The 22899-nt window shown below is 71.6% G+C and carries 21 protein-coding genes, 1 tRNA gene and 1 pseudogene; 11 read left to right on the top strand and 12 right to left on the bottom strand.

The genetic code is table 11. From position 1 onward, the window contains the following. Positions 1–25: 25 nt before the first annotated feature. On the top strand, positions 26–757 hold the full coding sequence (locus tag MKW14_RS35810; protein ID WP_240870236.1) for a TerD family protein: 732 nt from the start codon (positions 26–28) through the stop codon (positions 755–757). Between the two features lie 12 nt (positions 758–769). On the opposite strand, the gene MKW14_RS35805 is transcribed toward MKW14_RS35810, so the two are convergent. Beyond that, a complete protein-coding gene (locus MKW14_RS35805) occupies positions 770–1570 on the bottom strand; it encodes a TerD family protein (protein WP_240870306.1) in 801 nt (266 codons plus the stop codon). Between the two features lie 186 nt (positions 1571–1756). Between MKW14_RS35805 and MKW14_RS35800 the strand changes: the two genes are divergently transcribed. The 3 genes from MKW14_RS35800 to MKW14_RS35790 are packed head-to-tail and all read left to right on the top strand — an operon-like array spanning position 1757 to position 6245. Further along, the gene (locus tag MKW14_RS35800) at positions 1757–2923 is read left to right on the top strand and encodes an HpcH/HpaI aldolase/citrate lyase family protein (protein WP_240870235.1); all 1167 of its coding nucleotides are present in this window, start codon (positions 1757–1759) and stop codon (positions 2921–2923) included. Positions 2924–2943: 20 nt separating this feature from the next. Next, positions 2944–5430 carry a phosphoribosyltransferase gene (locus MKW14_RS35795; protein ID WP_240870233.1) on the top strand — a complete coding sequence of 829 codons (2487 nt, stop codon included), beginning with the start codon at positions 2944–2946 and terminating at the stop codon, positions 5428–5430. Next, a complete protein-coding gene (locus MKW14_RS35790) occupies positions 5430–6245 on the top strand; it encodes an HAD family hydrolase (protein WP_240870232.1) in 816 nt (271 codons plus the stop codon). Before MKW14_RS35795 ends, MKW14_RS35790 begins: the two co-directional genes overlap by 1 nt. Here MKW14_RS35790 and MKW14_RS35785 read toward each other — a convergent pair. Further along, complete coding sequence (locus MKW14_RS35785; protein ID WP_240870223.1) at positions 6242–6466, bottom strand: FmdB family zinc ribbon protein; 225 nt, start codon at positions 6464–6466, stop codon at positions 6242–6244. The genes MKW14_RS35790 and MKW14_RS35785 overlap by 4 nt on opposite strands. Positions 6467–6607: 141 nt before the next feature. Between MKW14_RS35785 and MKW14_RS35780 the strand changes: the two genes are divergently transcribed. The 3 genes from MKW14_RS35780 to MKW14_RS35770 are packed head-to-tail and all read left to right on the top strand — an operon-like array spanning position 6608 to position 11167. Further along, entirely contained in the window at positions 6608–8626 is a 2019-nt protein-coding gene (locus tag MKW14_RS35780; RefSeq protein WP_240870222.1) for a transglycosylase domain-containing protein, read from the top strand. A gap of 52 nt (positions 8627–8678) precedes the next feature. Then, positions 8679–9980, top strand: a complete 1302-nt coding sequence (locus MKW14_RS35775; RefSeq protein WP_374116644.1) for a polysaccharide deacetylase family protein — start codon at positions 8679–8681, stop codon at positions 9978–9980. 29 nt (positions 9981–10009) lie between these two features. Further along, positions 10010–11167 (top strand): amidase domain-containing protein, encoded by a 1158-nt coding sequence (locus MKW14_RS35770; protein ID WP_240870220.1) that lies wholly within the window; start codon positions 10010–10012, stop codon positions 11165–11167. A gap of 24 nt (positions 11168–11191) precedes the next feature. Here the strand turns inward: MKW14_RS35770 and MKW14_RS35765 are convergent, their stop codons facing one another. After that, the gene (locus MKW14_RS35765) at positions 11192–12565 is read right to left on the bottom strand and encodes a coiled-coil domain-containing protein (protein ID WP_240870217.1); all 1374 of its coding nucleotides are present in this window, start codon (positions 12563–12565) and stop codon (positions 11192–11194) included. A gap of 81 nt (positions 12566–12646) precedes the next feature. Further along, a complete protein-coding gene (locus tag MKW14_RS35760) occupies positions 12647–13417 on the bottom strand; it encodes a DUF4097 family beta strand repeat-containing protein (RefSeq protein WP_240870215.1) in 771 nt (256 codons plus the stop codon). A 218-nt stretch (positions 13418–13635) separates the two neighbouring features. Between MKW14_RS35760 and MKW14_RS35755 the strand changes: the two genes are divergently transcribed. Then, positions 13636–13707 (top strand) — tRNA-Val (locus MKW14_RS35755). A gap of 44 nt (positions 13708–13751) precedes the next feature. Here the strand turns inward: MKW14_RS35755 and MKW14_RS35750 are convergent. From MKW14_RS35750 to MKW14_RS35740, 3 genes and pseudogenes are all read right to left on the bottom strand, one after another. After that, the gene (locus tag MKW14_RS35750; protein WP_240870213.1) at positions 13752–14096 is read right to left on the bottom strand and encodes a DUF8825 domain-containing protein; all 345 of its coding nucleotides are present in this window, start codon (positions 14094–14096) and stop codon (positions 13752–13754) included. Between the two features lie 110 nt (positions 14097–14206). Further along, a pseudogene (locus tag MKW14_RS35745) lies at positions 14207–14803 on the bottom strand (dihydrofolate reductase family protein). Between the two features lie 57 nt (positions 14804–14860). Next, complete coding sequence (locus tag MKW14_RS35740; protein WP_240870211.1) at positions 14861–15301, bottom strand: VOC family protein; 441 nt, start codon at positions 15299–15301, stop codon at positions 14861–14863. Positions 15302–15555: 254 nt separating this feature from the next. Here MKW14_RS35740 and MKW14_RS35735 point away from each other — a divergent pair, with 254 nt between their 5' ends. Then, positions 15556–16539, top strand: coding sequence for an SDR family NAD(P)-dependent oxidoreductase (locus MKW14_RS35735; protein ID WP_240870209.1), 984 nt, complete (start codon positions 15556–15558; stop codon positions 16537–16539). A gap of 9 nt (positions 16540–16548) precedes the next feature. Further along, positions 16549–17067, top strand: a complete 519-nt coding sequence (locus MKW14_RS35730; protein WP_240870207.1) for a GNAT family N-acetyltransferase — start codon at positions 16549–16551, stop codon at positions 17065–17067. Between the two features lie 277 nt (positions 17068–17344). Here the strand turns inward: MKW14_RS35730 and MKW14_RS35725 are convergent, their stop codons facing one another. Then, the gene (locus MKW14_RS35725) at positions 17345–18244 is read right to left on the bottom strand and encodes a ketopantoate reductase family protein (protein ID WP_240870205.1); all 900 of its coding nucleotides are present in this window, start codon (positions 18242–18244) and stop codon (positions 17345–17347) included. A gap of 119 nt (positions 18245–18363) precedes the next feature. On the opposite strand from MKW14_RS35725, the gene MKW14_RS35720 reads away from it, so the two are divergent. Further along, positions 18364–18588, top strand: a complete 225-nt coding sequence (locus MKW14_RS35720; protein WP_240870204.1) for a DUF2277 domain-containing protein — start codon at positions 18364–18366, stop codon at positions 18586–18588. A gap of 96 nt (positions 18589–18684) precedes the next feature. Here MKW14_RS35720 and MKW14_RS35715 read toward each other — a convergent pair whose 3' ends face one another. From MKW14_RS35715 to MKW14_RS35700, 4 genes are all read right to left on the bottom strand, one after another. Beyond that, positions 18685–19296: a DedA family protein gene (locus MKW14_RS35715; RefSeq protein ID WP_240870203.1), complete on the bottom strand. Its 612-nt coding sequence runs from the start codon at positions 19294–19296 to the stop codon at positions 18685–18687. 174 nt (positions 19297–19470) lie between these two features. Beyond that, entirely contained in the window at positions 19471–19923 is a 453-nt protein-coding gene (locus MKW14_RS35710; protein WP_240870202.1) for a DoxX family protein, read from the bottom strand. 251 nt (positions 19924–20174) lie between these two features. Continuing rightward, a complete protein-coding gene (locus MKW14_RS35705; RefSeq protein WP_240870200.1) occupies positions 20175–21806 on the bottom strand; it encodes an alkaline phosphatase D family protein in 1632 nt (543 codons plus the stop codon). 131 nt (positions 21807–21937) lie between these two features. Next, entirely contained in the window at positions 21938–22582 is a 645-nt protein-coding gene (locus MKW14_RS35700) for an HNH endonuclease family protein (RefSeq protein WP_240870199.1), read from the bottom strand. Positions 22583–22899: the final 317 nt, after the last annotated feature.

Below are 22899 nucleotides of genomic sequence, written 5' to 3'. Positions count from 1 at the left end.
GTGCGGGGCACGAGTGGGGGCGGGAATGGGCTTTCTGGACGGACTGTGGCGCGGCCGTGAGGTCGACTTCGACTCGGGCAGCGCGGCGACGAACGCGATCGAGCTGACCAAACGGCACCACTACGTCTCCCTGACCAAGCAGCAGGCGGCGAGCGGGCATCTGCGGGTCAACCTGAGCTGGCGGATGCGGACGTCCGACATCGGCGGCTCGCAGCGCGAGTCGCTGCTGCGGCACCCGCTCAAGGCGCTGCGCCCGCCGGAGGTCATGGGCCACAGCCAGAGCATGGTCAACGTGGACCTCGACCTGGGATGCCTGTACGAGCTGACCGACGGCTCCAAGGGCGTCGTACAGCCCCTCGGGGGCTACTTCGGGGACGTCAACGCGCCGCCGTACGTCAAGCTCAGCGGCGACGACCGGTTCGGGTCGGGCTCCGGCGAGGACATGTACATCAACCTCGACCACCGGGAGCAGATCAAACGCCTGCTGGTGTTCGTCTACATCTACGACCAGACCCCGGCGTTCGACCGCACGCACGCCATCGTGACGCTGTACCCGAGCAACGGGCCGCGCATCGAGATCCACCTCGACGAACGCCACCCCCAGGCCCGGTCCTGCGCGGTCGTCATGATCGAGAACGTGCGGAAGGAACTGGTCGTCCGCCGCGAGGTCAAGTTCGTCTACGGCTTCCAGGCGGAGCTGGACCGGCTGTACGGCTGGGGACTGCAGTGGGGACGGGGCTACAAGACCAAGGTGTAGCGCCCGCGCCCGTCAGGGCCGGATGAACTGCGGCCCCTGCGGGGGCAGCCGGAAATCCGGGTTGGGGAGCGTCGCCACCGGCGGCGGGTAGCCGTAGCCGGACTGGTCGCCCGAGGCCGCCGCCGTCGTCGCGGGGGTGGGCTGGGGGTAGCCGTAGGCGGGCTGGGTCGTGGCGGGCTGCGGGGGGAAGCCGTAGGCCGGCTGGGACGGGACCCCGGTGGGCTGTTCCGGCGGCAGCGCGTGGGGCTGCGCGGCCGGCGGCTCCGGGTCGGACTCGTCGACCGAGATGCCGAAGTCCGTGGCCAGACCCTTGAGACCGTTGGAGTAGCCCTCGCCCAGCGCCCGGAACTTCCAGCGCTTGTCGCGGCGGTAGAGCTCACCGCAGATCAGCGCCGTCTCCTTGCCGGTCTGGGGCGTGATGTCGAAGTAGGCCAGCGGCTCACCGTCGGCGACCGAGGCGTCGTACAGCAGGATGCGCAGGCCCTGTACGCGGTCGAAGGTGACGTCGTCCGCCGAAGCGACCAGGAGAATCTGGCTGACGTCGGGCTCGACACCGGCCAGGTCCGTCTGGATGGTATCGGTGGGACCCTCGGCGGTACGTTTCTTGCCGAGGAGCCTGACCTTCCCGGAGGGGTGCCGGGGCTGGTTGTAGAAGACGAAGTCCTCGTCGGAGCGCACACGGCCGTCGGGGTTGAGGAGCAGCGCGGAGGCGTCGACCTCCGGGACCCCCTGCCCGGGCGTCCAGCGCAGCACGGCGCGCACCGCCGTGGCCTCGAGCGGGACGTTCGACCCTTTCAGCATCGCGTGCGTCATAGCGGTCATCCTGCCTTCTCGGTCCTGGTCACGACAACGCGGGGGCGGCACCGCACCACGGGTGTGTCCGCGGGCGTTACCGGAAATTCATGCCCGACGGGAACCCCTGACAAGGGCCGGTACGTACTATTACCGGCCACCTGTTCTCAGAATCCACAGGCTTACCTTGTGCCACGGGGGAGTTTTATGCGTCATTTCGGGCACATCGCCCCGGAGGTGCGGCGGCGTCTGTTCCATCAGGAGCCGTGCGAGTTCGGCACGGACTCCCCGGCCCGGCTGCTCGCCGCGGCCCTGGGCGCCACGCTGTACAGTCCGGCGACCCGGCCCAGGCTGGCCGACGACGTCGTCAAACAGGCCGGGCACGGCGTCGTCTCGATGGTGCTGTGCCTGGAGGACTCGATCGACGACGCGGACGTGCCGGCGGGGGAGGAGAACCTGGTCCGCCAGTTCGCCGACCTGGCCACCAGGGACCCCGGCCGGCTTCCGCTGCTGTTCATCCGGGTCCGCGCCGCCGAGCAGATCCCCGATCTCGTGGCGCGACTGGGCGCCGACGTGCGGCTGCTGTCCGGATTCGTGTTCCCGAAGTTCACCGAGGAGCGCGGCATCCCCTTCCTGGAGGCCCTGGCGCACGCCGAGAGCGCGAGCGGCCACCGGCTGTTCGGGATGCCCGTCCTCGAGACCCCCGAGCTGATGTACCGGGAGTCGCGGGTGGCCGCCCTGGAGGGCATCGCCCGCACCGTCGACAAGTACCGCGACCGCGTGCTCGCGCTGCGCCTCGGCGTCACCGACTTCTGCGCCTCCTACGGCCTGCGCCGGGCCCCCGACATGACCGCCTACGACGTCCAGATCGTCGCCTCCGTGATCGCCGACGTGGTGAACATGCTGGGCCGGGCCGACGGCACCGGCTTCACGGTGACCGGGCCGGTCTGGGAGTACTTCCGCGTACCGGAGCGCATGTTCAAGCCGCTCCTGCGCACCAGCCCCTTCCTCGAGGGGCAGGCCGTCGAACTGCGCGAGAAACTGATCGAGCACGCCATGGACGGGCTGCTGCGGGAGATCTCCCTGGACCAGGCCAACGGTCTGCTGGGCAAGACCTGCATCCACCCCACCCACGTCCTGCCCGTGCACGCGCTGTCCGTGGTCAGCCACGAGGAGTTCAGCGACGCCGCGGACATCCTGCGGCCCGAGCGGGGCGGCGGGGGCGTGCTCAGATCGGCGTACACGAACAAGATGAACGAGGTGAAGCCGCACCGCGCCTGGGCCGAGCGGACCATGCTGCGGGCCGAGGTCTTCGGCGTCGCGCGCGAGGACGTCAGCTTCGTGGACCTGCTCGCCGCCGGCATACCCGGCTGAACCTCACCAACCAGGGAATCATGATCAACGCAGTGAACGACGGGGTCTGGTCCGGGACCTGGGTCGCCGAGCGACTCGGGATCGAACTCGTGGGCGACGACGAGCTCAAAGACCTCCTGGGCCTGGCCCTGCGCCGCAACCCCAAGCGGGCGCACCTCCTCGTCTCCAACGTCCTGGGCAAACACGTCCCGCAGTCGCCGTCGGTCGTCTACGGCCACGGGTTCGCCCTGGGCCGCCGGGTACGCGCCCTCCTGGGCGCCGAGGAGGCGGCCGAGTCGGTCGTCCTCGGCTACGCGGAAACGGCGACGGGCCTCGGCCACTCAGTGGCCGACGGTCTGGGCCTGGCCCCCTACCTCCACTCCACCCGCCGCCCGGTACCGGGCGTGGCCCCCGCCGGCGGCTTCGAGGAGTCCCACTCCCACGCCACCTCCCACCTCCTTCTCCCCGAGAACCCCGCCCTGCTCGCCGGAACCGGCCCCTTGGTCCTGGTCGACGACGAGTTCTCGACGGGCAACACGGTCCTCAACACCGTGCGCGCCCTCCACGACCGCTATCCACGACACCGGTACGTGGTGGTGGCCCTGGTCGACATGCGCTCACCCGAGGACGCGGGCCGCCTGGAGGACTTCGCGAGGGAGATAGGCGCGAGGGTGGACTTGGTGACGGCGGCTTCGGGGACCGTACGCCTCCCGGAGGGAGTGCTGGAGAAGGGGCAAGAACTCGTCGCGCGGTACGAAGACGCGTCAGGGGCGCGGGGCTGCGCTGAATCTGCGGCTACCGCCGCGTGGGCGCGACCAGCCCCCACGCACCCGCACCCGGCACCCCACCGAGTGGACCTCCTCTGGCCCCGCAACCTCCCCGACGGCGGCCGTCACGGCTTCACCCCGACCCAGCGCACCCGCCTCGAACACGCCCTCCCCGCCATGGCCGCCCGCCTCGCGGAGGCCCTCCCCCCAGACGCCCACCGCGTCCACATCCTCGGCTTCGAAGAGCTGATGTACGCCCCCCTCCGCCTCGCCCGCGAGCTGGAGCAGATATCCGACGCCGAGGTCACCTACTCCACCACGACCCGCTCACCGGTCCTGGCCGTGGACGACCCGGGCTACGCGATCCGCAGCCGCCTCGTCTTCCCCGCCCACGACGACCCGGCCGACGGCCCCGGCGACCGTTACGTCTACAACGTCGCCGGTGCCGGATTCGACGCGGTCGTCGCCGTGGTCGACTCGCTCGCCGACACCCCGCACCTGCACGCCCCCGACGGCCTGCTGGCCCAGCTCGCCGCCCACACCCCGCACGTCCTGCTCGTGGTCGTGCCCTCGTACGTCCCCGACGTCCCCGAAAGGCACGCCATGCTGCCCGAGCCCCTCCGCGGCCCCGCCTTCTCCTCGTACCCGCCCGACGAGGTCGGCTGGCTGCTGCGGGACCTCTCGGACGTGACGCTGGAGGCGCCGACCGAGGAGCGCGAGGAGGCCATCCAGAGCGGCGGCGCGCACTACGCCGAGTCGCTGCCGGTGGAGTACCAGCCCAGCGAGCAGTACCAGGAGCTCTTCCACGCGGCCCTGGAGTCGACCGCGTCCCGTCTCGCGCAGGCGGTCGGCGCCGTCACCGAGCTCGTGCTGGCCGAGCGGTCGCCCCGGCCCGTCCTGGTCTCGCTGGCCCGCGCCGGTACCCCCGTCGGTGTCCTGATGCGCCGCTGGGCCCGGTTCCGGCACGGACTGGACCTGCCGCACTACGCCGTCTCCATCGTGCGCGGACGCGGCATCGACGCCAACGCCCTGCGCTGGCTGGCCGCTCACCACGACCCGCGGGACGTGGTCTTCGTCGACGGCTGGACCGGCAAGGGCGCGATCACCCGCGAACTCGCCGACGCCGTCAAGGAGTTCGAGGCCTCCGACGAGATCACCGGCTTCGACCCGGAGATCGCGGTCCTGGCCGACCCGGGCTCCTGCGTACGGACCTACGGCACCCGGGAGGACTTCCTGATCCCCTCGGCCTGCCTCAACTCGACCGTCTCCGGCCTGGTCTCCCGCACGGTCCTGCGCGCGGACCTGGTGGGCCCGCACGACTTCCACGGCGCCAAGTTCTACCGCGAACTGGCGGGCGCGGACGTCTCGTTGGAGTTCGTCGACGCCGTGGCCGCCCGCTTCCCCGAGGTCATGGACGAGGTGGACGCGCAGGCGAAGGAGCTGCTGTCCGGTGACCGCGAGCCCACCTGGGAGGGCTGGGCGGCCGTCGAGCGGATCAGCGAGGAGTACGGCATCCACGACGTCAACCTCGTCAAGCCGGGCGTCGGCGAGACGACACGCGTGCTGCTGCGCCGGGTGCCGTGGAAGATCCTGGCGCGGGCCGGGGCGGGCGCCGACCTGGACCACGTACGGCTGCTGGCCGGGCAGCGGGGGGTGCCCGTCGAGGAGGTCGACGAACTGCCGTACAGCTGTGTCGGGTTGATCCACCCGAAGTACACGCGCGGTGCGACCGGCGCCGACGGCCGGGCGGTGAACGTCTGATGCCGGTGCTGGTGGCGAGCGACCTCGACCGGACGCTGATCTACTCCCCGGCGGCCCTAGCGCTGACCATGCCGGACGCGCGGGCGCCCCGGCTGCTCTGTGTGGAGGTGCACGAGAGCAGGCCGCTGTCGTTCATGACGGAGACGGCGGCCGCGCTGCTGACCGACCTGGGTGACGCGGCGGTGTTCGTGCCGACGACGACCCGTACCCGCAAGCAGTACCTGCGCATCAACCTGCCGGGTCCGGCCCCGACGTACGCGATCTGCGCGAACGGCGGCCATCTGATGGTGGACGGCGTCTCCGACCTGGACTGGCACCGGCGGGTCACGGCCCGGCTGGCGGACGAGTGCGCCCCGCTGGACGAGGTCCGCGAGCATCTGCTGGCCACGGCCGACCCGGTCTGGGTGCGCAAACACCGGGTCGCCGAGGACCTGTTCGCCTATCTGGTCGTCGAGCGGGAGCTGCTGCCGGAGGAGTGGGTGAAGGAGCTCGCGGTCTGGGCGGAGAACCGCGGCTGGACGGTGTCCCTCCAGGGCCGCAAGATCTACGCCGTGCCCAAGCCCCTCACCAAGAGCGCGGCGATGAGGGAGGTCGCGCGCAGGACGGGCGCGGAGCTGACCCTGGCGGCGGGCGACTCCCTGCTGGACGCGGACCTGCTCCTCGCCGCGGACCGGGGCTGGCGCCCGGGCCACGGCGAGCTGGCGGAGGCCGACTGGACGGCCCCCGCGATCACGGCGCTGCCGGAGCGGGGCGTCCTGGCGGGGGAGCGCATCCTGCGGGAGTTCCTCAAGGCGACCGGCGCGACGGCCGGTTAGCCGCAGCAGCCTCCGCCGCAGCAGCCGCCTCCACCCCCGCCGCCGGCCCTCGGCGCCGGCGCGGGGGTGGACGCCGTGCCGCCGACGGCCACCGTCGACAGGAGCTTCACCGTGTCCTCGTGTCCGGCGGGGCAGGTCGCGGGGTCGGCGGAGCGGGCCATGGGCCGGCTGACTTCGAAGGTGTCGCCGCAGCTCCGGCAGCGGTATTCGTATCGAGGCATGTGCCCAGGTTAGCGGGGGGATAAAGGCGGAACCTGTGACTCAAGTCACAAGGTGGCCATGGTCCGTACTGTTCGGTATGTGGTCGTTCCTGGCGGATTCGCGTGTGGAGAAGATGCGAAGATCGTTGATATTTTCCGGTCGTGACCGGGACAGCACAACACGCGGGCCGGCCGGCTGACCACCGCCGCCCGCGCCGCCGCCGCGCGGCACCCAAACGGTCCCCCCGGACGGCGTTACGCCGCTTACGCCCCGCCTACCCCCGCCCCGGCCGTAGCGGCTGGCGCCGCTGGCTGCCCTCCTGGCGGCAGTGGCTCGGCGGTTTCCTGGGAGCCGTCGGGCTGACGGGCATGTTCCTGGTCGTGGCCTACGCCGCGACCGACATACCGCGCAACCTCAACAGCTACGCCACGCAGCAGGACAACGTCTACTTCTGGTCCGACGGCACCCCCATGGCCCGTACCGGATGGGTACGGCGGCAGGCCATGCCGCTGAAGGACATCCCCGAGGACGTCCGCTGGGCGGTGCTCGCCGCCGAGAACGAGAGCTTCTACTCCGACCCCGGCATCTCCCTCAAGGGCCTGACCCGCGCCCTGTGGAGCACGGTTGGCCAGGGGGTCACCGAGGGCGGCTCGACGATCACCCAGCAGTACGTCAAGAACGTCTACCTGACGCAGAACCAGACCCTCAGCCGCAAGTTCACCGAGGCGATGATCTCGCTCAAGCTCGACAACCGCATGAGCAAGGACGACATCCTCCAGGGCTACCTCAACACCAGCTGGTTCGGCCGCGGCACCTACGGCATCCAGCGCGCCTCCCAGGCCTACTACGGCAAGGACGTCACCCGTCTGAACGTCAGTCAGGCCGCCTTCCTCGCCTCCCTGTTGAAGGGCGCCGGGCTCTACGACCCCACCCTCTCCGCGGCCAACCACAAGCGGGCCGTTGAGCGTTGGTCCTGGATCCTCGACCGCATGGTCAAGACCGGCAAGCTGTCCGCGCGGGAGCGGGCCAAGTACCGCACGTTCCCCGAGCCGCTGAAGTCGGCCCGCGTGTACGACACCGGAAAGCAGAGCGACTACCTGGTCGAACTGGCGCAGCAGTACGCCAAGAAGGCCGGGCACATCTCGGACAAGCAGTTCGACCTCGGCGGCTACCAGATCTACACGACCTTCGACCGCAAACGGGAGAGCGCGCTCACCGACGCCGTCGCGGCGGCCCGCAAGAAGGCGCTGAAGAGCGACCCCAAGGCCGCGAGGACCGCGCACTACGGCGCCGCCTCCGTCGCCACCGACGGCCGCATCCTCGCCGTCTACGGCGGCCCCGACCACCGTACGCAGGGCTTCAACGAGTCCAACGCCGCTACCGTGCAGGCCGGTTCGGCGTTCCTGCCGTTCGTCTACGCGGCCGGTCTCGAGCACGGCGTGCGCAAGACCCGCACCGGCCCGCCGACCCCCGTCACCCCGCAGACCGTGTACGACGGCAACGACGACGTGCCCGTCACCACACCCGAGGGGCCGTACTGGGACCGCAGCGGCAAAGTCGTCACCGCGCACAACGACGGCAACAGGTCCTACGGGCCGATCTCCCTCGGCAGGGCGCTCGCCCAGTCCGTGAACACGCCGTTCATGCAGCTCGGCATGGACACCGGCCTGGACACGGTGCGTAAGACCGCCCAGGCCGCCGGACTGCTCCCCTCCAGCATCGGACCGCAGGTGCCCGCGCTGTCCCTGGGGAACTCCACCCCCAGCGCCATCCGGATGGCCAGCGGATACGCCACCTTCGCCGCCGACGGAAAGCACACCGAGCCGTACTCGGTACGCCGTATCACCCGCAACGGCGCGCCGGTCCCGCTGACAACCCCCGCGGCCCGCCGGGCGATGGGCGCGCGGGTGGCCGAACAGGTCACCCAGGCGCTCACGGACGCCCTCAACAGCGCCCACCCCACCGTCGCCACCCCGACGGCCGCCGGGAAGCCCGGCACCACCGCGGACGACACCGCCGCCTGGTACGCCGGCAGCGCCGGCTCCGTCTCGACCGCGGTCGTCGTCTACCGCATGGACCTCACCGAGTCCCTGGAGCCACTACCGCTCAAGGGCCTCGGCGGCACACCGGCCGGCAGCGTCCCGTACGCCGTCTGGTCGCGCGCCATGGGACTCGGCTGACCCCCGGGCCCGCGCACCACACCCCCCACCCCCCTCGCAGAATGAGCACCGCATGCCCCGTGAAGACCGCATGCCCGGCAGGGAACCGTCCGCCGGCCGGCGCGGCGGAGCGACCGAGAGCCGCACCACCCGGCTGTGGTTCATGACCCTGGCCCCCTTCCTGGTCGTGGCCTGCCTGGTCGCCACCTCCCTCATCCTGACCCGCCAGGACCACACCGAGCCCGCCGCCGCGACCGGCCGGCCCCCCACCGTCGCCCCCAGCCCCACCCCCTCGACGACCTGGAACGGACAGACCGACACCCTCGGCGACGGCTCCACCGCCTACACCGGCCCCCAGCCCGGCCAGTTGAAGCCCGTACCGCTCAAACCCGGTGAGAAACCGCCCCAGTTCGTCGTCTTCTCCTGGGACGGCGCGCTGGAGGGCAGCGACCATCTCTTCTCCCACTACCGCGAGTTGGCGAAGAAGTACGACGCCCACATGACGTTCTTCCTCACCGGCATCTACCTCCTGCCCAAGAGCAAGGCCAAGCTCTACCACCCGCCCCAGCACCCGGTCGGCTCCGCCGCCATCGACTACGCCACCGACGACCACATCCGCGACACCCTGGACCAGCTGCGCCTGGCCTACCTCCAGGGCGACGAGATCGGCACCCACTTCAACGGCCACTTCTGCGGCAAGAAGGGCGGCGGCGACTGGAGCGTCGCCGAGTGGAAGAGCGAGATCGACCAGTTCTTCACGTTCGTCGAGCACTGGAAGACCAACACCGGCCTCAAGGACGTCGCCGCCCTCCCCTTCGAGTTCACCAAGGAGGTCACCGGCGGCCGCGCCCCCTGCCTGGAGGGCCAGAAGAACCTGCTGAAGGCCATCAAGAGCTACGGCTGGCGCTACGACGCCTCCTCGCCCGGCGGCTTCCAGATCTGGCCCCAGAAGAACAACGGCATCTGGGACTTCCCGCTGCAACTGCTGCCGTACGAGGGCGGCAAGTACCAGGGCCTGTCGATGGACTTCAACTTCCTCGCCAACCAGTCCGAGGGCGAGACCGACGGCAACTCCGCCGACTACCCGCAGTGGGAGCGGCAGACCGTCGACTCCTACATGGCCGGCTTCGACCGCGTGTACTACGGCAGCCGCGCCCCGCTGTTCATCGGCAACCACTTCGAGGACTGGAACGGCGGCATCTACATGAAGGCCGTCGACCAGGTCGTCAAGAACGTCTGCACGAAGAAGGGCGTCAAATGCGTGTCCTTCAAGGAACTGGCCGACTGGCTGGACGTGCAGAAGCCCGAGACCCTCGCGCAGCTGCGCGCTCTGGACCCCGCGCAGCAGCCCGACTGGTCGACGGTCGTGAAATGAAGCACCCCCCACTCCTAGGAGAAGCACCAGTGAGCCCCAGCAACACCCGTGCGGCCAGAGGTCGTTCCGCGGCCGCAGTCGCCGCCGTGGCCCTCTCCACCGCCCTGCTCCCCGTGACCGCGGCCCACGCGGCCGACGCCTCGGCGCCCGCCCTCAACGCGGCCACCACGAGTGCCTTCGGCCGCATCGCGGACGCCGTCCTCACCGACCGAACGGCCGCGCTGCTCGACACCCCGCAGCCGGCCGCCCGCACCTCCCTGAAGGCCACCGGCGGCGTGCGGTTGGCGTCGGCCCTGGCCACGTCCGAGTCCGGGGCGGTGTCGTCGCTGCGCGGCACCCGCTCGCGGCTCGCCGCCCTCGGCGAGGCCTACACCGCCGCCGACACCAAGGTCACCGTCAACAGCGCGAAGCTGCACGGCCGTACGGCCACCGTCCAGGTCACCGAGACCACCACGCTGACGTACGCGAGGATACGCGGCGACGAGCCGGCGACCACCGGCTTCACCGCGCACCACGAACTCACCTTCACCGCCGGGGCGGAAGGCGGCTGGCAGCTCACCGGTGAGCGCCTCACCGACACCGGCCCCCGCCCCGTCAACGAGCCCGCCCCCGCCGCTTCCGCGACCAAGGTCCGCCCGAGCGCCGTCATCGACGCGCCCCGGGCCGCGATCACCTACCCGGCACCGGCGGCCCCGAAGAACCTCGGCACGTCGGCGCCGTACAACTACTCGGCGATGGTGACCTACGCGGAGAAGTACTGGAAGAACTACAACACCGCGTACCGCAAGTACAACGGCATGGGCGGTGACTGCACCAACTTCATCAGCCAGTCGCTGTTCGCGGGCGGCTGGAAGAAGGTCACCAGCTCCACCCAGGAGTACGGCACCTGGAACTCCGGGACGTCGAGTGACACCGACACCTGGATCGGCGTCAACGAGTGGTCGTGGTTCACGCAGACCGCCAAGCGGACGACCGCGCTGGCCAACGCGTACCAGATGGACCTCGGGGACGTGCTGCAGATGGACTTCGACAAGGACGGGTCGAAGGACCACACCATGATGACGACGTACCGCAGCTCCAGTGGCGTGCCGTATCTGACGTACCACGACACGGACACCTACCGGCGGTCGCTGTCGAGCCTCATCGCCTCGTACCCGAACTCGGCGTACTACGCCTACCGCAGCTAGTCCGGCTGCACCGGGGGCGGTCGCTCAGTGGCCGCCCCCACGCTCCTCCCGGATCCGCGCGACCACGTCCGCGACCGTGCGGCGGACCGCCTCCGTCTCCGTCAGGAAGTGCCAGTAGTCGGGGTGGCGGCCCTCCAGGGCGGTGACCGCCCTCTCCAGCCGGGCCACGGAGTCGTCCAAGGGGCGCGCGTGGCGCGGATCCGGCGTGGACCGGCCCGTCATCGCCAGGCGCTGCGCGTCCCGGATCGCGAAGCGGGTTCTGTCGATCTCCTGCTGGGGGTCCTTCTGCACGGCGTTCAGCCGCTGGAGGCGGTCCCGGGCCGCCGAGACGGACTCGTCGGTGGTGTTCAGCAGCGCCCGCACCGTCGACAGCAGGGCCGTGGCGTCCGGCCAGCGCTGGGCGTCGCGGGCCGCCTGGGCCTCCTTCAGCTTCAGCTCGGCCTGCCGGACGTTCTCCGCGGCCTGCTCCGGCACGTGCTGCAGGTCCTGCCAGCAGGCCGCCGAGAAGCGGCGCCGCAGCTCGCTGAGGACCGGCTCCACCTGGCCCGCGCGCGTGGTGAGCGCCTGGGCGCGGGTGCGCAGGGAGACCAGACGGTGGTCGATCTCGGCCGCCTTCTCGGGCAGGCGTTCGGCCTCCGCCCGTACCGCCCCGGCCTCCCGGGCCACCCGCTCGGCCCGCTCCAGCGTCTGCGGGACGCCGTGCTGTCCGGCGCCCTGGTTGAGCTTGGTCAGCTCGGGGCCGAGGGCGGCGAGGCGCGCGGCGAGATCGTCCGCCCTCAGGCCCGACCCCCGGACCGCGTCCAGGGCGTTCGAGGCGGCCAGCAGCCCCTGCCGGGCGCGCTCCACCGCCGGTGCCAGCCGGGCCAGTTGGGTCTCCGCCTTGCCGAGGAGCGGGCCGAGGCCGTCGCTGAAACGCTCCAGCTCCCGCTTGACGTTCACCAGCTCGTCCTTGGCCCGGGTCAGCTCGGTGCGCGCCTGCGCGGCGGCCGAGGCCTCCAGGTCGTCGCGGTCGAGGTCGTGGGCGTCGACGGCGTCGATGTAGCGGTGGCTGACCTCGTCGATGCGCCGGCCCAGCGCCTCGAAGTCGGAGACGACCCGCCGGGCGGCGGGGGAGTCGTCCACGGCCGTGATCGTCTCGATGGAGATCCGCAGGTCCCGCTGGGCGGTGTCCAGCTCGTAGAACGCGGCCGCCGCCGCGTCCTTCGCCGCCTGCGCCTCCGCCCGCTGGCTCTCCGCCCGCCCGCCGAACCAGCGCCGGGTGCCGCCGCCGGCGAACGCGGCGAGCAGCACGGGCGCGGCGACGAGGGGGAGGGCGAGGAGGGTGAGGGTGTCCGTGAGCGCCTTGCGGTGTGCCCGTGGCACCGACGGCGAGTACGGCTTCGAAGGTGTCGCCGTCACATCCCTCTCCCGTGCTGTCATCCGTCCTGGCGGGTACCGGGTTTCATTCTCCCACCCGTGAAGGACGAACACACGGGCCGGTCAGTTCACGGTCTTCACCGTGACCTTGCCGTCGGAGGTGCGCGCGGAGACGACGTGCGAGCTGGAGTCGTCCCGGGGCACCGACACGTCCACCGAACCGTCACCGGTCTTCGTGGTCACCCGGTACGTGGCCCGGGGCAGCGCGACGGTGACGGAACCGTCGTGAGTGCCGGCGTCGACGAGGTCCGGTACGGCGCCCAGGGTGAGGTGCAGCGAGCCGTCGCCGCTCGCGGCCCGGACCTGCCGGGAGGAGACGTCGGCGTGCACGGATCCGTCGGAGGTGCGCAGCGTCAGGGGTCCGGTGGAGTCGCTGACGTGCACGGATCCGTCGCTCGTACGAATGCTCAGGGCGTCCTCGAAGCCACGGGCCCGCACGCTTCCGTCGCCGTCCTCGACCTTCACGGTGATCCCGCGCGGGACCTCGATCCGGTGCCTGGCCGAGCAGTCGGCGACGACACCGGAGCACTTCATCCGCAGCGTCAGCCGGTCGTCCTTCATCGACCAGGTCACCCGGGGGGCCTTGCCGATCGCCACGGTCCCCTGGAACCACCGCGTCACCTCGACCTGCCCCGCCTTGTTGCCGTCCGCGGCGACGATCTCCAGCGCCGAGTCGTCGGAGTCGACGGTGAGCGTCTTCCCTTGCAGCCCGAACGTCCGGTGGTCCGGCGTCTTGTCGTCCCCGGCGGACGCGCCGCACGCGGCGGTGCCCCCGATCAGCGTGACCGCGGCGGCGGCCAGGGCCACCCGGGCGACGTTGCTGCGACTGGCCATGAGTCGATCTCCCCCTGGGACGGATGTCCCGCAAGACTTCCCGCAACGGACTGTTGAGGCTCTACGACCGTACGGAGCGGGGGGCCGCAGGGGGATCCGGAACGCTCCCGGATGCGGGGTGGGGTTATCCCCCCGACCGGGCAGGATGTACCGGGCGGGATGTTCGAAACGGGTTTGCGGGGCACTGCCTCCGGCAAGGTAGGCTGTCGACTCGTCTCGGGTGCGTAGCTCAGGGGTAGAGCGCCTGCCTTACAAGCAGGATGTCGGCGGTTCGAAACCGTCCGCGCCCACAGGACGAGAAGACCCCGGCCGTCTCGGCCGGGGTCTTCCGCGTTCACTCCCGCGTCGTCTCCCTCTCCCCGCGCGCGTGCTTCAGCCTGGTGCGGGCGTCCACCCGGTCGTCGGTCGCGACCTCGGTCCAGAAGCGGTGCGTGGTGACGAACACCGCCAGTTCGTGCTCACGGCGGCGGAGCTTCTCGACCTCGGCCTGTTCGTCCGGCGTCCAGCCCGGGGAGGCGGGCCGCTCCACCTTGCGCCAGCCGCCGGTGTCACTGAAACCGTCCAGGGGCTCGACCGACCAGGGGAGACGCTTGAGCAGGGCCGACAGCTCGGCCCGGACCTGATGCAGCTCCTCCTGACCGGCGAGGAGGTCACTGGGGAAGTCATAGGTCGTTGCCACGCCGCAATGCTACGCCTGTTCGAATTTGGGATGCGAGTTCCTTCGGGGGGTTCACACGAACGAGGGTGACCGGAGTGCGGGCGGTGGCGTTCCCTACCACCGCCCTCCGCTCAGGGCCGCACGCGACATTTCACATGGGTGACCGCGGTCGCCGCCCGGGACTCCACCTGCTCGAGGCGCAGAGCGGTGACACCGTCGAACAACCGCGTACCGGCGCCGAGCGTGAACGGCACGATGTGCAGCCGCAGCTCGTCGACCAGGCCCGCGGCGAGGTACTGGTCGACGGTGACCGCACCGCCCTGCACGGACACGTCGCCCCCCCGACCGCTTCACGCGCGTGCCAGCGCGGCTTCGATTCCGTCGGTGACGAGGTGGAACGTGGTCCCGCCCTTCATGGGCTGCGGCTCGCGCGGGTGGTGGGTGAGCACGAAGACCGGGGCGTGGAACGGCGGCTCCTCGCCCCACCAGCCGTTCCACGCCCGATCCCATTCGCCCCGCACCGGGCCGAACATGTTGCGTCCCATGACGAACGCCTTGGCGGCCGTCATCCGCCCCAGCTCGGTCTGGTTCTCGTCGGGCGCTTCGAACATCCAGGAGTGCAGCCGGTCGCCCCACCCGTCACCGCCGTCGTCGCCGAACGGCCGCTGCTCGCTCTGGTTGAGCCCCGCCGAGTATCCGTCGATGGAGATCGCGAGGTCACAGGTCACCCTGCCGCTACGTCCGTTCAAGACCGCCACGGGCCCTCGAACTCATCGCGCCGCCCGTCAGCCGAGTTCCTCGGCGAGTCCGACGAGGATGCCCTCGGGACCGCGGACGTAGCAGAGGCGGTAGACGTTCTCGTACCGGACCACCTCGCCGACGAGTTCGGCGCCGTGGGCGCGCAGGCGGGTGAGGGTGGCGTCGAGGTCGTCGACGGCGAACATGACGCGACGGATGCCCAGGGTGTTCGCCGGCGCGTCCTTCGGTTCTGCGGTGATCGCCTTCGGCGTGTGGAACCTCGTCAGCTCGATGCGGCCGTGTCCGCTCGGGACGCGCAGCATGGCGACGTCCTGCCGGACGCCGTCCAGCGCGATGACCTGTTCGACCCACGGACCCTCGACGGGTCCCTGGCCCTCCAGTTCCATGCCGAGTTCGACGAAGAAGGCGATGGCGGCGTCGAGGTCGTCGACCACGATGAGGACGTTGTCCATCCGCTGGATCGTCATGCCGGGGCTCCTTGGGTGCTGGGTGCTGGGTGCTGGGTGAGGCGGGCGGTCCGGGTGGTCCGTCCGCCTCCGGGAAGGAGGCGGTGGGCCGTTCTCGACATCCTCTGTCGAGCCGGGTGAGACGGCCGAGCGGTCTGTCGGTGGGATGTCGGCCGTGGGGCGCGGCTGTCGGTGATCGGTGGGCGATGTGTCGGCGGGCGCCGGAAGGGTGGGTGGCATCCGTTCGCAGCATCCGTGGCAAGGGAGCCCGTCTCATGTCGTTCACGTCCTCCAGCCCGTCCGCCTGGGACGTCCACCGCCCACCGCGCGCCGAGGGCAGGGTGTTCCTGGTCACCGGCGGCAACGCGGGCATCGGTTACTTCGCCGCCGAGCAGTTGTCCGCCACCGGGGCCACCGTCGTGCTGGGCAGCAGGGACCCGGCGAAGGCCGGGACCGCCCTGGAGTCGATCAGGTCCCGCTTGCCCGGCGCGCGGGTCCGGGCCCTGCGGCTGGACCTCGCCGATCAGGCGTCGCTGCGTACGGCGGCGGGGGCGCTGGAGGCGGAACAGCTCGACGCGGTCGTCCTCAACGCCGGGGTCGCGCTCGACGACCCGCCGCGCCGGGAGACGGGGGACGGCCATGAGCTGATGTTCGGCACCAACCACCTCGGCCACTTCGCGCTCACCGCCCACCTGATGCCGCTGCTGGCGGCCGCGCCGGCGGCCCGTGTCGTCACCGTGGGCAGCTTCGCCGCGAAGTCGGAACGGCTGGACCTCGCCGACCTGCAGTCCCGCCGGGACTATCGGCCCCAGCGCACCTACGGACGCTCCAAGCTGGCGCAGATGTACTTCGGCCTGGAACTCGACCGCCGGCTGCGCGCCCACGGCAGTACGGTGACCAGCGTCGTGGTCCACCCCGGCGGCGCCCTGGACGCCCTCACCCCCGCCCGCCCGGCGCTGCCCGCGGTGACCGCCGCCGCACGTCTGCGCGCGGCCCCCGCCGCCCTCCTCGTCCAGGGCAAGGACGCCGGTGCCTGGCCGGCCGTCCGGGCGGTCCTCGACCCCACCGTGCGCGGACGGCGACTGTGGGGCCCCCGTCACTTCGGTCTGAGGGGCACGCCCCGCGAGGAAGCGCTCTGGACCCACCTCACCGACACGACGGTCGCGGCCCGTCTGTGGGACGCCAGCCGTGCGCTCACCGGCACCGAACCGGACAGCCCGTTTGGCCAGAGCGGGGGGACTGTCAGACCCGGGTCCTAGGGTGGCGGCATGGATATCACGGGCGGGGAGCAGCAGGTGCGACTCGAGCCATGGGGAGAGGGGGACCTGTGGCTGTTGCGCAGGCTCAACAGCTCCGAGATGACCGAGCACTTGGGTGGGCCGGAGAGCGAGGAGAAGGTCGCCGCGCGCCACCGCCGCTACCTCGCGGTGGAGCCGGGGCAGATGTACCGGGTCGTGACGGCGGAGGGCGGGGAGACGGTCGGGTCCGTCGGCTTCTGGGAGCGGGAATGGCGGGAAGGCGTGGTCTGGGAGGCGGGGTGGGGCGTCCTGCCCGAGTTCCAGGGACGCGGGCTGGCCGTCGCGGCGGCCCGGGGCGTCATGGCCGCCGCCCGGGAGGCCGGTGAGCACCGCTATCTGCACGCCTTCCCGAAGGTGGACAACGCCCCGTCGAACTCCGTGTGCCGGCGGGCCGGGTTCACCCTCCTCGGCCCGGTCGACCTGGAGTACCCGAAGGGCCACCCGATCAAGTCCAACGACTGGCGCACGGACCTGCACGAGGCACCCTGACAGGCCTCGCGGGAGCCGCACCGCCCAGCGCCGTGACGGACCCGGTGCTGTCGCGGGAGCGGCATGCTCGGGACCTGGCGCTGACGCGCGAGCCGCACCGCCCAGCGCCCTGACGGACCCGGTGCTGTCGTGCGAGCGGCATGTTCAGGACCTGGCGCTGTCGAGGGAGCGGCGCGCTCAGGACCCGGCTCTGACGCGCGAGCATGCCCCCGGAGCCCGGAGCCCGGAGCCCGGAGCCCGGAGCCCGGAGCCCGGAGCCCGCCCGCGAGCCGCGTCCTCAGTGCCCGGCGGCCGTCAGCTCCCGCACCAGTCGGGACGCCACCGGCACACTGAGTCCGTGTCGATCGGCCGCCCGCAGCAACGCCCCGCCAATGGCGTCCAGTTCGAGCGGTCGGCCCGCCTCGGCGTCACGCTGCATGGAGGACTTGCTCTGCGGCGGGAAGTCGTCGTAGCGCGCGAGCGCCTGCGCCGGGTCCGCCGGGCCGCCGCAGGCTCGGCTCACCGCGGAGGTCTCCTCCACCAGGGCGGTCAGTTCGTCGCGGTGTCGGGTACGGATCTCGCCCAGCGGGAGCCCGTACCGCGTGGTGAGCAGGGCGAACGGTGCCAGGAACGACATCTTGGCCCACAGCGCCGACGTCTCGTCGTCGAGTACGCGGGTGACGGGCCCGGCGTCGCCGAGCACCGCCGCCAGGGCGTCAAGGCGGGCGCGGTCGACCGTCTCGCCGGTCAGGTCGACCTCGGCGAACGGGCTGCCGTGCTCGATCACACCCGGCGCCAGGCGCGTCGACTCGACGCGGATGACGGCCGGGGCGACCACGTGCGGCGCGTAGCGGGCCCGCAGGGCCGCCGGGTGTTCGACGCCGTTGAGGAACGGGACGAGGAGGGCGTCGCCCAGCGCGGCGGGCGGCACGCGGTCGAGGGCCGCGTCCAGCGCGGTGTGCTTGACGGCGACGAGGCAGACGTCCACCGGCTCGCGCAGCACGGTGTCCGCCTCGACGGGGACGGTGAAGTCGCCGAAGACCCCGCTGCGCACGCGGATGCCGTCCGCCCGCAGCGCCTCCGCCGTGCCCTCCCCGGCCAGACAGACCACCCGATGCCCCGCCCGGCCCAACAGCCCACCGAGCAGCCCGCCGATGCCGCCCGGCCCCAACACCGCCACGCTGAGTCGCTTCGCCATACCCTTGCCGTCCCCTCGTCCGGTCGGCCCCGCCACGGTGGCCCCCTCACCGGGGATCATTCTGCCGGGGTCGCCCAAAGGGCCTGGCAGGGCCGTATCCCATGCGTGAGACTGGTCGCATGTGCCGGAGCATCAAGACACTTCGTCCGCCCGTGTTGCCCGAGGAGGCGACCGAAGAGGAGATCAGGGCCGCGGCCCTGCAGTTCGTGCGGAAGGTGTCCGGGTTCCGGGCGCCCGCCGCGCACAACAGGGAGGTGTTCGACCACGCCGTCGAGGTGATCGCGCGGGCCACGGCGGAACTGCTGGACGGCCTCGAGGTGCGGGGGCAGAAGGCGTCGGCCTGAGGGCGGAAAGCCAAGCGGCCAGAAGAGCCAAGCGGTCAGAAAAACCAAGCGGCCAGAAAAACCAAACGGCCAGAAAAACCAAGCAGCCGTCAGTCGCTAGGACGCCTTCGCCGGCCGCCGCACTACGTACGCCGCCCCGGCCCCCGCCCCGAACAGCGCCAGCACCGACACCCCGGTCGCCAGCCACGTCGTACCCAGCCACTGGCCGCCGTAGTACCCGAGCGCCACGCTGTAGACCGCCCACGCCAGGCCCGCCAGTGCGGACCAGGGCAGGAAGTCGCGTGCCCGGCGGTGGGCGGCGCCGGCGCCGAGGGAGACGACCGAGCGGCCGGCCGGGGCGAAGCGGGCCAGGATGACCAGGGCGCCGCCGCCCCGGGCCAGGGCCGCGCCGAGACGTTCCTGCGCGCCGGAGAGCCGGGGGGAGCGGGCGATGGCGCGGTCGAGGCGTTCGCCGCCGCGCCAGGCGAGGCGGTAGGCGACCAGGTCGCCGAGGACGGAGGCGCAGGCCGCGCACAGGGTGAGGGCGATGATGTCCGGGACCTGGTGCGGCACCGTGCCGGTCGCCGAGCCCGCGGCCGCCGCCGTCGCGGCCGTGATCACCAGCACCCCGCTCGGCAGGACGGGCAGGAACACGTCGAGCAGCACCGACAGCGCCACCATGACGTAGATCCAAGGGCTGCCGGTCAGCGACCCCAGACTCTCCAGCACCACGACTCCCCGTGAACTCCCCCGGTGGCCCGTACCGAGCCGCAGCGTCGCGGGGGAGCGGCAGGGGCGGCCATCAACAGCCATACAGCGTACGCATGGGCTGTGACAGGAGTTCCGCGGGGGGCACGTGTGATCGGCACAGGACGTTCACCTGGGGTCGCGCCCGGATGTGCGTCAGACGGTCACCGCTGCCTGTCGCGCGGTCCGCTCGCCGTCGGCCGACGAGCGCCTGGCGAACAGCCGGTCCAGGGCGAACGCGCCGGAACCGGTGAAGACCAGCAGCAGAAGGGCCCAGCAGAACATCGCCGCGGCCTCGCCGCCGTTCTCGATCGGCAGCAGGGCGTGCGGCTGGTGCACCCGGAAGTACGCGTACGCCATCGAGCCGGAGGCGACGAAGGCCGCCGCGCGGGTGGCGAGACCGAGCAGGACGAGGGCGCCGCAGACGAGCTGGATCGCGGCGGCGTACCAGGACGGCCAGGTGCCGGCCGGGATGGTCCCGCCCTGGCCGAAGGCGCCTCCGAGGACGCCGAAGAGGGAGGCGGCTCCGTGACAGGTGAAGAGCAGGCCGACGACGATGCGGAACAGGCCGAGGACGTAGGGCTGGGCGGTGTTGAGGCGGGCGGACATGTGGGGGGTTCTCCTTCGGTGATGGCACCTATGTCGTGGTCATGACAGGAAGGTGTCCAGGGGGCAGGGGAGCGGCGGTACCGAACGGAGCCTTCATGCTAGGGCGGGCGCTTATGTTGTTGGGAGTTCAACATTGGCCAACCGATCTGCGCCGTTCTACGGGGGCGCCCGGGGTTCGACGCATGTGGGAGCGCTCCCATAGCTGTGGTGGCGCCCGAAAGCGTGACCGAATCCGGCTCCCGCTCGCCCGCTCACCCGGAAGTGAGCGTCGAGTCCACCACCGTTGTGAGCCCGCCCTGCTCCGTCGCCTGCTCCAGCCGCAGCCGGGCCGAACGGCCCTGCAGCGCAAGGGACATGAGCTGGTTGCCGAACCAGGGCCCGCCCTTCTTGCGCCACTTGACCGGCGGCGGCGCGCACCTGCCGTGCCGGGCGAACCGGCGGCCCAGTGCGCGGGCCACCGCGCTCCAGCCGAAGCGGAAGCCGAAGCGGATCGCCCGTGGAACGGCGTTGTGCACCGGTGAGCAGGTCAGCTGGAGCACCCGCGCCTCCGGGCCGGCGCCCGTGACCCACGTCGGCTCGGCCACGTACGCGTGATGGACGTCGCCGGACAGCACCAGCACCGTCGCCGGCGCCTCGGGCCCCGAGCCCACCTCGGCGATCAGATCCGCCAGCGCGGCGAACGACGCCGGGAAGGCCGCCCAGTGCTCCAGATCCGCCTTCCGCCGCAGATCCTCCCCGAACCGCGCCCAGCGCGCCCCGCGGTCGCCCCGGCACAGGGCCGCGTTCCAGGCCTCGGCGTCGTGCACCAGGTGCGGCAGCAGCCAGGGCAGCGAGGTGCCGATGAGGAGGTGGTCGTACGACTCCCGCGCGTCCAGCACCTGCTCGCGCAGCCACGCGGCCTCGCCCGGGTCGAGCATGGACCGGTTCTCCTCCTCCAGGACCCGGGCCGCCCGCGAGTCGACCATCAGCAGCCGCACCCGGCCGAAGTCGCGCCGGTAACTCCAGCGCACCGCGGCCGCGTCGGCGTCGGCCCGGCCGGCGTGGGCGCGCAACTCGTCGGTGCCGTCGGGAAGTTCGCGTACGGCCGCGTACACCGGGTCGGCCGCCAGCTCGTCCGGGGACACGTTGCCCAGATGCTGGTGCACCCAGTACGACATCAGCCCGCTCAGCAGCCGCTCCTGCCACCACGCGGTCGTGCGCATGTCGTCGAGCCAGGCGGCGGAGGTGTTCCAGTCATCAACGACGTCGTGGTCGTCGAAGATCATGCACGTCGGCACGGTGGACAGCAGCCAGCGCACCTCGGGGTCGAGCCAGGACTCGTAGTAGAGGCGGGTGTACTCCTCGTAGTCCGCGACCTGGCTGCCGGGCGGCTCGCTCAGGTCGCGGCGGGCGGCGAGCCAGCGGCGGGTGGCGTCGGAGACCTCGTCGGCGTAGACCTGGTCGCCCAACAGCAGCAGCACGTCCGGGCGTTCGCCCTCCGGGTCGGCCGCGATGCGTTGGGCGAGCGCGTCCAGGGCGTCCGGGCCGACGGGGTCGTTGCCGTCGGCGGCCGGCGCGGCCCAGCGGCAGGAGCCGAAGGAGACGCGGACGCCCTCGTCCTCGGCGGGGACGCGGATGACGGAGGGCGGGAAAGGGGAGTCGGGCGCCGGCCACACGCGCGTGCCGTCCAGGAAGACCTCGTACGCCGTCGCCGCCCCCGGCGTGAGTCCGGTGACCGGGACGAGGGCGTAGTGGTGTCCGCAGATCTGGAAGGTGCGGGCCGTCCCGGAGGCGCCGTCGGCACACCGCACCTCGGCGGTGCCCGGCCGGCCGGCCTCGACCCACACGGTCGCACCCGAGCCGCCGACGTACCTCAGCAACGGCCCCAGACGCAGCTCAGCCACGAGATCACCGCACCTCTTTCTGGTCGGGTTCGCCTCCGGAGCGCCTGAGCCGCCCCTTCGGCTCACCCTCCTCCGTCGCTCCGTACCGTACGGAACGGCGGAGGTGTGGTGGGAGGCTCCGTGCGTAACGATCAGCAGCCGGCGAGGTCGCTCTGCAGCGCGGACTTCTCGGCCGAGTCGACGGAGAGGTCGTAGTAGTACTTCACCTGGACCCAGGCGCGGACGTAGGTGCACAGGTACGCGGAACGGGCGGGCACCCACTCGGCCGGGTCGTCGTCGCCCTTGGAGCGGTTGGAACTGGCGGAGACCGCGATGAGCTGCGGGCGGGTGACGTCGTTGGCGAAGGCCTGGCGCTGGGCGGTCGTCCAGGCCGAGGCGCCGGAGTCCCAGGCCTCGGCGAGCGGCACGACATGGTCGATGTCGAAGGTGCTCGGGTCGGTGGTGGTGACCCCGTCGTACTGCGAGTACCAGGAGCCGCTGGTCGCGGTGCAGGCGGAGTTGGTGACGACGCTGCTGCCGTCCCGCTTGATCACGTACTCGCGGGTGTTGCAGGTGCCGGAGATGGTGATCCAGGTCGGGAAGAGGTCGCGGCTGTAGCCGGTGCGGTTCTCGGTGGCCACGGTGAGCGAGGCGAGGTAGCCGCGGGCGGTGGCGGCGCTGACCGGGGTGGGCAGGGCGGCGGAGGCGGCCGGACCGTCGAAGAGGGCCGCCGAGGCTATGAGACCGGTAAGAGCCGCGAGTATGCTGAGCCGTCGACGCGCGTAGAACTTCGGCATGCGAACTCCCTTGAGGGGCAGGGGCGTTGAAGGGCGAGCAGGGGAATGCTCGTCGCGCCGTGTTGCGGACGGGTGAGCGTTCGGTAAGAAGCTAGTGACGCGTACATGACACGACAAGGTTCACGGTCGAACTTTCTCCCGTCCGGGCGTCGCGTACCATGGAGGGCGCAGAAGGGGAGTAGCTCTTCGCCGGAGTCGTCGACATACTGCTCAGCTCGTCTGAGCCGGCGCCCGGAGGCGGGTCCCAGGGACCCCGCCAGCGAGACCTTCGGCAAGCAGTGCATGCCCGTGCCCATGGCGCGGGTGCTCAGTGTGCT

The sequence above is a fragment of the Streptomyces gilvus genome (assembly GCF_022513565.1).
In the GTDB taxonomy this organism is placed as follows: Bacteria; Actinomycetota; Actinomycetes; order Streptomycetales; family Streptomycetaceae; genus Streptomyces; species Streptomyces gilvus.
The sequence above is the reverse complement of the archived record's forward strand: the minus strand, read 5'-3'. Positions and strand labels throughout refer to the sequence as shown.

Coding starts and splice junctions, on each gene's coding strand:
- MKW14_RS35810 (WP_240870236.1), top strand. CDS start 26: ATGGGCTTTCTGGACGGACTGTGGCGCGGCCGTGAGGTCGACTTCGAC.
- MKW14_RS35805 (WP_240870306.1), bottom strand. CDS start 1,570: ATGACGCACGCGATGCTGAAAGGGTCGAACGTCCCGCTCGAGGCCACG.
- MKW14_RS35800 (WP_240870235.1), top strand. CDS start 1,757: ATGCGTCATTTCGGGCACATCGCCCCGGAGGTGCGGCGGCGTCTGTTC.
- MKW14_RS35795 (WP_240870233.1), top strand. CDS start 2,944: ATGATCAACGCAGTGAACGACGGGGTCTGGTCCGGGACCTGGGTCGCC.
- MKW14_RS35790 (WP_240870232.1), top strand. CDS start 5,430: ATGCCGGTGCTGGTGGCGAGCGACCTCGACCGGACGCTGATCTACTCC.
- MKW14_RS35785 (WP_240870223.1), bottom strand. CDS start 6,466: ATGCCTCGATACGAATACCGCTGCCGGAGCTGCGGCGACACCTTCGAA.
- MKW14_RS35775 (WP_374116644.1), top strand. CDS start 8,679: ATGCCCCGTGAAGACCGCATGCCCGGCAGGGAACCGTCCGCCGGCCGG.
- MKW14_RS35760 (WP_240870215.1), bottom strand. CDS start 13,417: ATGGCCAGTCGCAGCAACGTCGCCCGGGTGGCCCTGGCCGCCGCCGCG.
- MKW14_RS35740 (WP_240870211.1), bottom strand. CDS start 15,301: ATGACGATCCAGCGGATGGACAACGTCCTCATCGTGGTCGACGACCTC.
- MKW14_RS35735 (WP_240870209.1), top strand. CDS start 15,556: ATGTCGTTCACGTCCTCCAGCCCGTCCGCCTGGGACGTCCACCGCCCA.
- MKW14_RS35730 (WP_240870207.1), top strand. CDS start 16,549: ATGGATATCACGGGCGGGGAGCAGCAGGTGCGACTCGAGCCATGGGGA.
- MKW14_RS35725 (WP_240870205.1), bottom strand. CDS start 18,244: ATGGCGAAGCGACTCAGCGTGGCGGTGTTGGGGCCGGGCGGCATCGGC.
- MKW14_RS35720 (WP_240870204.1), top strand. CDS start 18,364: ATGTGCCGGAGCATCAAGACACTTCGTCCGCCCGTGTTGCCCGAGGAG.
- MKW14_RS35710 (WP_240870202.1), bottom strand. CDS start 19,923: ATGTCCGCCCGCCTCAACACCGCCCAGCCCTACGTCCTCGGCCTGTTC.
- MKW14_RS35700 (WP_240870199.1), bottom strand. CDS start 22,582: ATGCCGAAGTTCTACGCGCGTCGACGGCTCAGCATACTCGCGGCTCTT.